Genomic DNA, 11,643 nt, shown 5'->3' with positions numbered 1-11,643 from the left:
TTAATTTGTATTTACGGGCGTTTCACCACACCCCACGTGTGACGCTCGTTCCTCGCTAGCGCTACGCTAACGGCAGTCACTCATGGGTGAAACCCCTTACAGCCCAACTCTTGCCGGGACGCCTTGCGGCGAACGGGCATTTTACGGCAGGCGCTAGCCTCTGCCAATATGAGAAGACCATGCTGCCTCACCAAATTGTCAAATTGGTGGTCTTGAATTAGTTGTAAATAAATCCTAAACTAATTTAATTACGAATTATGTAGCTTACTTCTCATTTTTGGCGAGTGTTATCTAATTACTAACTATTTTAAGGAACTTAAAAAATTAGGCGTTGCATAATTAAGGGATGAACTGTCCATATTGTGCATCGAATGGCACTAAGAAAAGCTACTCGCTATATGGAATAAGAATTACAGCTTTTAATGCCCGTATAGCAGTAATGGCATTGGTCAGGCGCTCGCCGGCAGAGCAGAGGGGAATGATGTACGGTTATCCAAAAAGTTTTTGTAGGTAGAAAGAGCGAAGCTCCTTCATGAAATACTTTCAGAGACGAGTAAGCCAACACTATAACCATTACTGTGACACTACGAGTACAAATCCTCAAGGACAAATTTAATCAAAGCTTTCGGTGATGCCAGAAAAATGTTCAGCTAGAAAATCTACGAAAGTACTTATTTTGGGTGATAGGTATCGCTGATTCGTATAGACAGCATAAAGAGATGAGGTTGCCAACGTGTAGTCTAGCTTCAGCACCTCCAATCGTTGGCTGGTAAGATCATCTTCAATCAACCACTTTGGCAAAACCGCCAACCCCATACCGGCTAAGGTTGCCTGATACAGCATAGTAGTGTTGTTGGAGCGGATCGAGACTGGCAGTTTGACTGTCTCCCGCCCGTTAGAATCCTCAAAGAGTATCTCATCGGCAAACTGCGAGTAGTAATAACTGATGCTTACATGCTTCGACAGTTCGTTGGGAGTTTTTGGATATCCATTTCTTTGCAAATAGTCAGTTGAGCCAACCAACATGAGTTGAATTGGGCAAATGCGTCGCGTGAGCAGTGAAGAACTGGGTTCCTCAGGGGTGACACGTAACGCCAAGTCAAATCCTTCTTTCACCAAGTCCACCAACCGATCATTCAAATTCAGATCTAGCAAAACGTCTGGATAGCGAGAGCGGTACTTCGCTAAGGCTTTAGTGAATAACGGGTTAGCAAACCAAACTGGGGCGCTGATCTTGAGTACGCCACGCGCAACAACGGCTGATTGCCTCACCGCTGCCTCCACCATTTCCAATTTATCAAGCATTTCCCGGCATTGCTCATAATAGACCCTTCCGGCCTCGGTTAGGCTTAAGTGTCGGCTGGTTCGATTCAACAAACGTGCGCCAAGGTTTCGTTCCAAATGCATCACATGCTTGCTGGTCATGGCTGTGGATAAGTTGAGCCGCTCGGCGGCTGTCACAAAACTTCCCGATTCCACCACCTGAAGCAATACTTTCATGCTCGTTAAGGTGTCCATCGTAGTTCTAAAGTTTCCTAAGAAGAAACATAGCATCAACAAAATGATACTTGTACAACGATGAGAAATGAATGTAATTTGAGGAAGACGGCAGCATCAAATAGCTAGGTAAGTAAATAGCTATGACTGAAGAATTTATGCATTGGACGTTTCAGGAGTCTTAACAACAAATCTAGAACACTATCAACTCGTCGACCGCCCGCAAGAATTTCAACGTAGAGGAGAATTTCAATGTCTCAGAACAATGAACTCACGGTGATCGACCGCTTTACCATCTTCGAGCAGTTGAACATGCATCAGCGATGTATCGACAAGGGTTGGGGACGCGAGCAGGTCGACCTCTACAACCGCCTTTACTGGCCGGAGGCCAAATTCCACGTCAACGATCTACGTACTTCAACCTTCGAGGGTTTTGAGGGCATGAAGCAGATGTTCGACTACGCGCACAGCGTCTTCCCGATGGACAAGTGGTTCCACTCTATGGGCGCGTTTGAAATTTCCGGATCGGGTGACAGAGCCGAAGCGCACTGGCGATGGTTCGTGTACTGGAAGGCTGAACACGTCGGAATCGTTTCAACTGGCACCTACGACGACATCTTTGAACGTCGCGATGGCGTCTGGAAGTGTCTGGAGCGCACCTCCAAGAGCGATCCCAACTGGCCGGTAGACTTGTTCCAGCCCTTCCTCGATCAGGCAGACATCACCTTCAAAGCGTCCTGATAGTCAGACTTTTGTAGGTTAAGTGGAGCTTCGCGAAACCCAACGTCCTTGGAAGCGTTGGGTTGAACCATAAAACTCAACCTACTCAAGGTTCAACACCAAGTAAACCGTTGTGTTGTGAGTGAGGTAAATTCAACCACTGATGGGAGTCGTTTATGGCACATAGCACAGTTGGCACTCATGTAGTCGTTGAGGATGCAGCTTCTCTGGCTGAAGCGGTTCAACGTACACATGTTGTAATCGAGGTGGCTGGTCGCTTTCATGACTTAGAGAAATTTACACTTCTTGAAGGCTCAAGTTTGGTGGGTACAACTTCTGACGCAGAATTGGTCTTTAAGCCAGATTCAGACGGGGTAGCGCTCACGGCAAATAACACCCTCCAGAACCTAACCCTCCGATCAGATCCGAGCCGATTAACGCTCAGTCTGGAATCGGCAACGACTACCCTTGGACAACTCAAGTTGCAGCATCTCGTCGTCTACGGTCGACTGCACTTGGAATCTAGTATTGTGATCACCGCTGACCTTGTGCTCACTGACGTTCAAGTGTATGACGGCGACAGCACCTCAGCGCTGCATCGTCCAGTTGGTTACGGCGTAGAGGTCGTTCCGGGTTCCCTAACGATCTACAACCGCTGTACCGATCCCCAAAGTCGCTGGACACTGCGTGCTGAAAACCTCTCAGGGGGAACGCGAGATGTGCCGTTGAGGGGTAGCGGCATCTTTATTTTTGGCGGCATGACTGTTCCTGCAAACGCCGATCCTCAAAGTGGACCAGCGCCCAGTTCTCCTGGTGGCATGATTGACCTTAAATTATTGACCACAGGCGAAATCCATACTAATGGCAATATCCCGGCTGGTACTGGCAATCTGATCTCAGGCGGGGTGTTCGTTGGCTCAGGCGTGAAGGCTCAACAAGTGATCAATAACAGTCCTGTAACAACTTACGGGACAAATGACATGGTGTTGGATAACTGGGGCAATGTTCGTCTTTGGCTTGCTCGGCAGTCCATCATATCTCATGGAACCAGTGGAATCGGATTCGTGAATTTCGGAGATTTACAGACTCTGATTGTGCAAGGCGACCTGGCGACCTATGGCGAAGGGGCGCGGGGGTTCAATCTATACGATGGAACCTTGGCTTATGCAGAATTCAAAAGCATTACCACTCATGGCAATGGCTCGATCGGGATACAGACCAGTAAACCATTTGGCAATATCCTCGTGCTGGGGGACGTGATCACAAAAGGTGGTAGGGGTAACAGTTTGGTGCGTGGCGTGGTCGTACAGCTTGACGCGCACGCCCTGAGTCTCAAACCGGGCACAAGTGGAAAAGAGATCATTGTACTGGGTCGAGTCGAGGCTCAAAGAGAGGAAATTACCTCATTGGATTTCGCTGCTCCAGCCAGCACAGTTGAATTCATTACGATCGGTGGTCAGCAATATGTCGATGGATCGTTAACAGAGTAGGAATTGTAATTACTCAGTAGGTAAGTAAGGGTTTAACGCTGAAACAGCGCGATCGCAGTTCAGCATTCCAAGCGACTACGAATCTTTTTCTTGGTAACATTCAAAATTTTGATCGCCAGTGATTGATGAAATGCCGATCCATTTTATTCACAGGAGGACGTCACAATGGCAACGATGAAAGCAATCCGAATTCATGCTTACGGCGGGGCTGAAAACCTCAAGTACGACGAAGTACCCCGTCCTGAACCGCAAGCAGGGCAAGTCCTCATTCAAGTGTATGCAGCAGGCGTAAACCCAATCGATTGGAAGATTCGTGAAGGCTTTTTCCAACAAGTCTTTGATTATTCGCTGCCCGTGATTGCTGGCGCTGATGTGGCTGGTGTTGTTGCAAGTGTGGGCGATGGTGTCACCACACTGCAACCAGGACAAGCGGTTTATGGAACAGCAAACATGGCGCTTTCGGGAGCCTATGCCGAGTATGCAGTGGGCTATGCAGACGCGATCGCCCCGAAGCCGAAAACGCTCGACTATATTCACGCAGCTTCTATCCCAATCGTGGCAATGACCGCATGGCAAGCATTGTTTGATGGTGCAAATCTCCAGCCAGAGCAGAGTGTTCTGATTCATGGTGGCGCGGGTGGAGTAGGTCGCTATGCAATTCAGCTTGCCAAGTGGAAGAGCGCACGAGTCATTGCAACGGCATCGGCAGCGAACCTTGATGATCTGAGAAACCTGGGTGCCGATCAGGTGATCGACTATGCGAGTCAACCGTTTGAACAGCAGCTAAAAGATGTAGATGTGGTGCTTGATTTGGTTGGTGGAGAAACGCAAGCGCGATCGTGGCAAATCATTCGTCCCGGTGGCGTTTTAGTTTCGACACTTGGTGTGCCTGAATCAGGCATTCCGCAGGGCATTAAAGCGGTTCCTGTTTTCGCCAATCTCAGAGCAAATTCCCAGCTCCAGCAGATTGCTCAATTGATTGATGACGGACAGATAAAAGCGTCTATTGAGCAAGTTTTTGAACTGGCAGAAGCCGCTAAAGCACAGGAAGTTAGCCAGCACGGACATCCACGCGGCAAGCTGGTTTTGCAAGTCGTTCATCCAGCTTGAGGCAGGCTTTTGTAAAACTTTGGTTCATCGAACTTTTTTCCTGCAAGGGTGAAGCATTTGGGCAAGAATCTCTATTTCGATGGGTTATTAACCAAATGCTTCGTCCCTACGCAGAGTGTATCTCAGGCAGAGTTCATTAACGAAATCTTTGGAGTTATTGCTTAAAAAATGCGAACGAGACCCGTTTGTTTATCACTTGAAAATTTCTGCAACACAACCAATCAAGGCTGAAGATTACCCGCTAATCGAAAAAGAGTACGTTGAGCTTCGACTGTGAATAGAAACTTAGTTATGCAGAAAAGTAAGGAGCGGCTATTATGGCAGTAACGACAGATAAGAAATCCTCAGCACTAAACATTGAACTAGGAACACCCGCACTGAACTGGATTGATGGCGAGTGGATTGATTCAAAAAAGCATACTGATAGCATTGATCCAGCTACAGGCAAGGTGATTGGAACTTATGCAGATGGTGGGCGTGACGAGGCAGTTCAGGGGGTTAATGCTGCGGTGCGGGCGTTCCAAGAATTAGACTGGAAGGAAAATCGGGCACTTCGTGCGCGAGTGCTGAATCAAATTGGCGATCGCTTTGAAGCCCAAAGAGATGAACTGATCGCGATTCTCTCGCTTGAAAACGGCAAAGTCCATGACGAAGCAGCATTTGAAGTCGATATGATTCCCAGCAAATTTCGATACTGGGCATCGGTTGTGCTGACGGATTATGGACGGGCGATGGAAGTCCAACCCGGACACCTTTCGGTTGTGACTCGATCTGCAATCGGAGTTGCTGGAATCGTCGCACCGTTTAACTCGCCGCTTGTCCTGACTGTGCGTTCTCTGGCACCTGCTCTTGCTGCTGGTGTTACAACTGTTATTAAATTGCCGGGTAATACAGCACAGATCAACTATCTGTTTAGTAAAACCCTTGCTGAAGCTGCCGATTTACCGAAGGGCGTGATTAATGTCTTTAGTGAAAGCAGAGGCAGAGGCGGATCATCTTTTCTGATGGAGTCAAAGGATGTTCGTGTGATCAGCTTTACGGGAAGCACGAAGACAGGGAAAGCAATTTCTGCAACAGGGGCAGCGACGCTCAAGCTGTTTCAGACCGAACTTGGTGGCAAGACGCCGATGATTATCTTCGAGGATGCCGATCTGGAGGCGGCTGCACCAAAGGTTGAGAAGGCACTCACGACCTTCGCAGGTCAGTTCTGCATGACGGGTTCTCGTCTGTTGGTACAGCGTGCTGTTGCCGATCGGTTTCGCACGCTTATCACCCAGCGACTGGAGAACGTTAAGACAGGACCTGCCTCTGATCCGTCCAGTGATATGGGACCTCTCATTGATAAGCCGAATGTCGCTCGTGTTGACAAGATGGTGGAGGACGCGATCGCAGCGGGCGCTAAGGTGCTTGTACGCGGCGGGCCAATTGTTGAAGGTCCACTCGCCAGCGGTGCATTTTACCGTCCGACCCTGCTGGAAGTGACCGATCCAAAAATGACGATCGTTCAGGAAGAGGTCTTCGGTCCAGTCCTAACGATGCAGATATTCGAGACTGAAGCAGAAGCGGTGCAGATGGCAAACGATAGCGAGTATGGCTTGGCTGCGAGCATTTGGACTCGGGATGTTGACCGCCCATTGCGCGTCGCCCGCGAGATAGATGCAGGCACGATCTGGATCAACGATTGGGCGATCATTTGGGACGAGTTTGAAGAAGGCGGATTCAAGCGCAGCGGTAACGGCAGGCTGAATGGTCTGACAGCGATCGATGAATTCCTGGAGTACAAACATATCGCCTTCAACTCAGGAACGATCCCCGGTGTTGGCGTTTCTGTCCAATAGTTGAGCTTTAACCCGAGTCTTTATGAACGGAATTAATAAACCATCGATAGATACACCAGCTGCCGTGTCGAATCTGGCCCTCGCCAGGGTAAAAGAGCAGCGTCGCGGACAATATGCCTATCCAGTCGGGTTTAAGAGTGACTACGTGGAGAGCAACGGCATCAAGCTGCACTACGTCAGCGCCGGATCGGGCAGTCCCATCGTGTTTGTCCACGGTTTTGGTTCGACCTGGAAAATGTGGGAACCCGCCCTGAAAGCATTTGCTAGCGCGCACCAGGTCATTGCCATCGATCTGCCCGGTCTTGGGCAATCTGAAGCCTCCAAGACTGGTTATAGCGCAGAGGCTCTTTCCGGTTATCTATTTACAGCGATCAAGAAATTGACGAAAGAGCCAATCATATACATCTCTCATGATCTGGCTAATACGGCCTCTTATCCAATGGTCGCCAACAACCAGGATTACATAAAAAAGGTCGTATTTATGGATTCACCGATTCCGGACAAGGCGATGTGGACGTATCCAGGCTACACCCCGAAGGGTCCAGGCCTGGGGTGGCATTTTGGATTTTTCAGCTTCGGTGATATCGCCGAAAAACTGATAGCGAATGACCCAAAATTGTTTATGTCTTACTTTATACAAAGCTACGCAGGTAAAAAGGAGATTTTCATTGACGCGTTGCTCGACGAACTGATCGAGCCTTATTCGAGGATCGAGAACTTGCACGCTGCCTTTAGTGGCTACTACACATCTCATTCTGAATCCATCAGACAGAACGAAGCTCTGCTGTCCAATAACAAGCTGATTAGAATTCCATCCATGTCGATCAGCGGTGCTAAGGGTGTAAACGACGTATTGCCGAAGCAAATGGCTGCACGTTTTGTGCAAGATGAAAAGAAGTTCAAGGCTGTGATCTTGCCGGAATGCGGTCATTGGCTAATGGAAGAATGCAGCGCCGAGGTGGTCGCTCAACTGGCTGAATTCATTAAAAGTGAATAAAAGACAAATGACATCACTTGGAAAAGACAAACCCGTTCCGACGGCGAACGGGATCACGCTGGAAGAAGCGCATCTAATTTTGATGGCGGCGCGAAAAAAGGCGGAAGATATCGGCGTCCGGAATCACCTCTTCGGTACTGGCGTTCCTGCTCACTAATCGAGCTTGAAATCGGCTCGTCTGCTTGGACGTTACTACTTATATGAACAATCTGACGGCGATAGAGAACATCGACACCTTGATCTACCCAGTGGGCACTGACCCGCCACAGAATTCTCACTACTACAAACCAACTGTAACCAAAAAAGAATGCACCTATGTCAAACACCAACGTTGAAATCGTGCAGGAACTCCTCAAAGGTGCCACTAAGCCTAATGAAATGAGTGACACGGGACGATTTGGATCGCATGGCACGTCGAAGCTGCTTCGATCCGTGCTGAAGGCCTCCCTCGCGTTGGCGACTGCGATCTTGCTCCTGATCCCCGTCGCCAACGCGCAGCAAGTCGCGGTGCCGCTCCGACCGATCGCTCAGGGCCGCTTCGACACGTCGGATGCCGCGCTGGTGAAGCGCGTCCCCGGCTTCGAGAGCCGGTTCGCGGACGTAAACGGCGTCAGGCTGCACTACGTCATCGGTGGTAGCGGCGCTCCGCTCGTGCTGATCCCAGGCCACCCGGAGACCTGGTGGGCCTACCGCAAGATCATGCCTGCCCTAGTGGGCACTTTCAGAGTGGTGGTCGTTGACATCCGCGGCATGGGCAGCTCGGAGGCCCCTGCGGGCGGGTATGACAAGAAGACGATAGCCGAGGACGTCTTCCATCTGACCCGCCGACTGGGGTTCCAGAAAGTCAACATGGTCGGCCACGACATCGGAGCGATGGTCGCGTTCAGCTTCGCTGCGAACCACCCCGAAGCGACGACGAAGCTCGCGCTGCTTGACGTGCCCCATCCCGATGAGAGTTGGTACGACTTCAGCATGCTTCCGCAAGAGGGGCAGTTCGGCGACAAGATCGACGCCGAGCACCCGCCATATCCGTGGTGGTTCGCATTCCACCAGGTCCGAGGACTCGATGAGAAGCTGCTCGCCGATGATGGCATGCGCGAATACATCGCCTGGCTGTTCAACTACATGCTCGCGGACAATTCCAAGATCGAACCGATTGATCTCGCGGTCTACGGGGACGCCTACTCCAACCCGAACCACATCCGAGCAGGCCACGCTTGGTATCAGGCCTGGCCGAGGGACATCAACGACCAGAAGTCCTATTCAAAGCTGACGATGCCTGTGCTGGGATTGGGCGCCGAGTTCACCGGTTATAACTGGCTCCAGATCGTGCGGAAGCATGCCACCGACTTCACGCTCGTGAAGGTTGAGCGGAGCGGCCACTTCATCGTCATGGAGCAACCCGAGTTCGTGACTCAGCAGTTGGTCAAGTTCTTCAGTACGGGAACGGACGCGGCGGGACGGATCGCAAGAGATCGCCTCCTCTAAACTATCGTGACGTTGAGAAGATAATGCTCTATTGGGATATCTTTGTCACCTATGAAGCAATTCGCTTTAGACCTAGCAGTTATAGATTAAGGGCAATCCAGATGAGTACTAGACAGATTGCGCTTGTTGTAGGTTCGACAGGCATTGTCGGCAAAAACCTTGCCAACCACCTGGCCAGGACGAGCGATTGGACGGTATACGGGTTAGCCCGTAGCCTATCGATGGAGCAAAGAATCCTTCCTGTTTTGGTCAACCTGCTCGAGCGCGACAAACTGAAGGAAGCGCTGGCAAAAATCGGTATAACGCATGTTTTTTTCTGTACGTGGCCCCGCCAAGCTACCGAGCAAGAGAACTGCGATGTCAACGGTGCGATGCTTCGTAACCTGGTAGACGCGCTAGATGCGGCACCATGCTCAATAGTCGAGCTTGAAATCGGCTCGTCTCCTCAGACGTTACTACTTACATGAACGATCTGACGGCAGTAGAGAACATCGACACCTTGATGTACTCAGAAGGCACTAACCCGCCGCAGAACTCTCACTACTGGAAACCAACTGTAACTGAAAACAAACACACCCATGTCAAACACCAACGTTAAAATCGTGCAGGAACTCCTCAAAGGTGCCACCAAGCCTGAGGTCGTCAATCGGCTTGTCTCCCCCGGTGCCATCTACGTATCACTCACCTATGATAATCCCGACCTAAAAAAGCTTATGCCTTGGGCAGGCACGCATAAAGATGGTCCGGCCAGTGTCCTCAAAGTTTTCCAGGAGCTCAACACCTTTTGGATGATTGAAGACTTAGAGGTTCAAGATGCCTTTGGCGAAGGCGAGAACGTAGCGCTCTTCGGCACCTTCACCACCCACTCGGTGAAACTCGATAAAAAGTTTACCTCTCCCTTTGTCTTCTTTGCGAAGGTCAAGAACGGCTTGGTCACCTACATGCAATACATGGAGGACACCTTTGGCACAGGTTCGACCTTCCGATCGGGTGGTACCTGGACATTCCAGAGCAACCCAGACGGCAGCGAAGTATCAGTGCCGTAGCAAGGTGTCCCAGGTGAATGGCACGCTTGAAAAGCTAAAAAATCTGTGGTTTAAACAGTCTGCAATTGAAGAGCGTAATGCGTGCCTGGGTTTGGTCATAAAAGGGTAAGCTTTGGGGCGGCGTTTGGTGACTCGTAGTTCGTTATTTTTAGCTCAAATATTGCTTGTCTAATTGCAGACCCTGGTAATAGCTCTTTAACACAAGCGCTTATTGTCAAGCACGGTAAGACGAAGAGATTGCTTCATATCATGTCCGGTTAATTAGACCTCTTGCAAAAAAGTTTTATGGTATGATTAGGGGTTTTATAAAAAATCCATATCAGAATCTATAGAGAGAACTTTTGTTACCTCATTGGGATGTTTGATAGAGATAGAAAGCAAATTTTGATAACCCATTATTGTACCATAATTTATTTTTGCAAGAGGTCTATTAGTTATAATTCCTGTAATCTATGCAGAAACCGGAAAACCCTCTTTCTCTCTGCTCCCTGCCCCCAGCAAGAACTGCGGTCTTAATGATAAGTCTTTCACCGAACACGATATCATTCCGCTTCGCTCTTGCAATGACAATTGGGCATTTTTTTACTTGGATTACTCTTACATAACTAGAACTTACGCACTACTGTCTAGTAGCTCAAAGGTAACGCCGACGCAATATCGAACTAATCCCAATTACACATATACCGAATAGTGTTGCTCCCGTTCTTGGTTCTGGAATTTGCTGTGGTGTCTGGAAAGAACCACTCAAAAAAGCTTGACCTCTTAACAGAGCAGTTGGATCAACATTGAGTGACTCAATTTCACTAAAGTTAAATATCCCTGTAGCACCACTGAACCTACCTGCACCACCAGTGATAGTTATAGTACCAGAACCGACTAATTTACGGTTAATAAAGTCAAATGCAGCAGTAGCGCTACTCCTGCCAAATAATTTGTCATCGCCACTGCCGAAAAACTCATCTCTGCCGATTGGCAAGCCTTGTAAACCAAATTTTGTTGCGTCTTGAACAAATACGAGATTACCAGTATTGGGGTCAATTCGGCTGTAGTTGTTTATGCTAGAAAAATTACTCAGACCGTACGGAGCATCAGAATTGAAACCTGAGACAAATGCTTTAGATACGTCGGTCGATGGGATAGGTGTGAGAGTAACTTCCGTGTCATATACTACGTCAAATGGATAAATCGTCTGGGCGTTTGCTTTTGTTGTATTCACACCGATACTGAGTAAACAGAAAACTACCGAACCAAGAAATATACTATGCGATCGCATATTAATTTTTATCACCTAAAACCCCTAATATTAATTTCTGACTTATCAGAGATTGTTATAAGCTTTATGCAAGTTTAAGAAAAAATAGAAAACTCGCTATTTTACTTGAGAGCGATCGCACGAGCATATACCCCCTACTTCGCTGTATCGGCTTACCACTTTTAAGACAATACATTCGGAACAC

At 48.9% G+C, this 11,643-nt stretch carries 11 protein-coding genes; 8 read left to right on the top strand and 3 right to left on the bottom strand.

Annotated elements, in window-relative coordinates:
• Positions 1-612: 612 nt before the first annotated feature.
• Positions 613-1,518 (bottom strand): LysR family transcriptional regulator, encoded by a 906-nt coding sequence (locus tag Q0541_RS08690; RefSeq protein WP_298908316.1) that lies wholly within the window; start codon positions 1,516-1,518, stop codon positions 613-615.
• A gap of 231 nt (positions 1,519-1,749) precedes the next feature.
• On the opposite strand from Q0541_RS08690, the gene Q0541_RS08685 reads away from it, so the two are divergent.
• The 5 genes from Q0541_RS08685 (at position 1,750) to Q0541_RS08665 (ending at position 7,652) form a co-directional block, all read left to right on the top strand.
• A complete protein-coding gene (locus Q0541_RS08685; protein ID WP_298908313.1) occupies positions 1,750-2,238 on the top strand; it encodes a nuclear transport factor 2 family protein in 489 nt (162 codons plus the stop codon).
• Between the two features lie 155 nt (positions 2,239-2,393).
• Positions 2,394-3,707: a hypothetical protein gene (locus Q0541_RS08680; protein WP_298908310.1), complete on the top strand. Its 1,314-nt coding sequence runs from the start codon at positions 2,394-2,396 to the stop codon at positions 3,705-3,707.
• 165 nt (positions 3,708-3,872) lie between these two features.
• Positions 3,873-4,817 (top strand): NADP-dependent oxidoreductase, encoded by a 945-nt coding sequence (locus Q0541_RS08675; protein WP_298908308.1) that lies wholly within the window; start codon positions 3,873-3,875, stop codon positions 4,815-4,817.
• A gap of 317 nt (positions 4,818-5,134) precedes the next feature.
• On the top strand, positions 5,135-6,655 hold the full coding sequence (locus Q0541_RS08670) for an aldehyde dehydrogenase family protein (RefSeq protein WP_298908306.1): 1,521 nt from the start codon (positions 5,135-5,137) through the stop codon (positions 6,653-6,655).
• A gap of 22 nt (positions 6,656-6,677) precedes the next feature.
• A complete protein-coding gene (locus Q0541_RS08665) occupies positions 6,678-7,652 on the top strand; it encodes an alpha/beta hydrolase (protein WP_298908303.1) in 975 nt (324 codons plus the stop codon).
• A 53-nt stretch (positions 7,653-7,705) separates the two neighbouring features.
• On the opposite strand, the gene Q0541_RS08660 is transcribed toward Q0541_RS08665, so the two are convergent.
• Positions 7,706-7,981: a hypothetical protein gene (locus tag Q0541_RS08660; RefSeq protein WP_298908301.1), complete on the bottom strand. Its 276-nt coding sequence runs from the start codon at positions 7,979-7,981 to the stop codon at positions 7,706-7,708.
• Between Q0541_RS08660 and Q0541_RS08655 the strand changes: the two genes are divergently transcribed.
• The 3 genes from Q0541_RS08655 to Q0541_RS08645 all read left to right on the top strand — a co-directional run bounded on the left by Q0541_RS08655 (position 7,968) and on the right by Q0541_RS08645 (position 10,186).
• Positions 7,968-9,140 carry an alpha/beta hydrolase gene (locus Q0541_RS08655; protein ID WP_298908299.1) on the top strand — a complete coding sequence of 391 codons (1,173 nt, stop codon included), beginning with the start codon at positions 7,968-7,970 and terminating at the stop codon, positions 9,138-9,140. The two genes, Q0541_RS08660 and Q0541_RS08655, sit on opposite strands and share 14 nt — an antisense overlap.
• A 101-nt stretch (positions 9,141-9,241) precedes the next feature.
• Positions 9,242-9,607 carry an NAD-dependent epimerase/dehydratase family protein gene (locus Q0541_RS08650; protein WP_298908297.1) on the top strand — a complete coding sequence of 122 codons (366 nt, stop codon included), beginning with the start codon at positions 9,242-9,244 and terminating at the stop codon, positions 9,605-9,607.
• A 111-nt stretch (positions 9,608-9,718) separates the two neighbouring features.
• On the top strand, positions 9,719-10,186 hold the full coding sequence (locus Q0541_RS08645; RefSeq protein ID WP_298908295.1) for a nuclear transport factor 2 family protein: 468 nt from the start codon (positions 9,719-9,721) through the stop codon (positions 10,184-10,186).
• A 634-nt stretch (positions 10,187-10,820) separates the two neighbouring features.
• Here Q0541_RS08645 and Q0541_RS08640 read toward each other — a convergent pair.
• Positions 10,821-11,474, bottom strand: a complete 654-nt coding sequence (locus tag Q0541_RS08640) for a hypothetical protein (protein WP_298908292.1) — start codon at positions 11,472-11,474, stop codon at positions 10,821-10,823.
• Positions 11,475-11,643 lie beyond the last annotated feature (169 nt).

The organism is uncultured Nostoc sp., assembly GCF_937863485.1.
Classification (GTDB): domain Bacteria; phylum Cyanobacteriota; class Cyanobacteriia; order Cyanobacteriales; family Nostocaceae; genus Nostoc.
Note: the sequence above shows the minus strand (reverse complement) of the source record. Positions and strands in the feature narration are given on the sequence as shown.

Excerpts from the sequence above, each read along its gene's own strand:
- Q0541_RS08690 (WP_298908316.1), bottom strand. The coding sequence starts at position 1,518 with ATGGACACCTTAACGAGCATGAAAGTATTGCTTCAGGTGGTGGAATCG.
- Q0541_RS08685 (WP_298908313.1), top strand. The coding sequence starts at position 1,750 with ATGTCTCAGAACAATGAACTCACGGTGATCGACCGCTTTACCATCTTC.
- Q0541_RS08680 (WP_298908310.1), top strand. The coding sequence starts at position 2,394 with ATGGCACATAGCACAGTTGGCACTCATGTAGTCGTTGAGGATGCAGCT.
- Q0541_RS08675 (WP_298908308.1), top strand. The coding sequence starts at position 3,873 with ATGGCAACGATGAAAGCAATCCGAATTCATGCTTACGGCGGGGCTGAA.
- Q0541_RS08670 (WP_298908306.1), top strand. The coding sequence starts at position 5,135 with ATGGCAGTAACGACAGATAAGAAATCCTCAGCACTAAACATTGAACTA.
- Q0541_RS08665 (WP_298908303.1), top strand. The coding sequence starts at position 6,678 with ATGAACGGAATTAATAAACCATCGATAGATACACCAGCTGCCGTGTCG.
- Q0541_RS08655 (WP_298908299.1), top strand. The coding sequence starts at position 7,968 with ATGTCAAACACCAACGTTGAAATCGTGCAGGAACTCCTCAAAGGTGCC.
- Q0541_RS08650 (WP_298908297.1), top strand. The coding sequence starts at position 9,242 with ATGAGTACTAGACAGATTGCGCTTGTTGTAGGTTCGACAGGCATTGTC.
- Q0541_RS08645 (WP_298908295.1), top strand. The coding sequence starts at position 9,719 with ATGTCAAACACCAACGTTAAAATCGTGCAGGAACTCCTCAAAGGTGCC.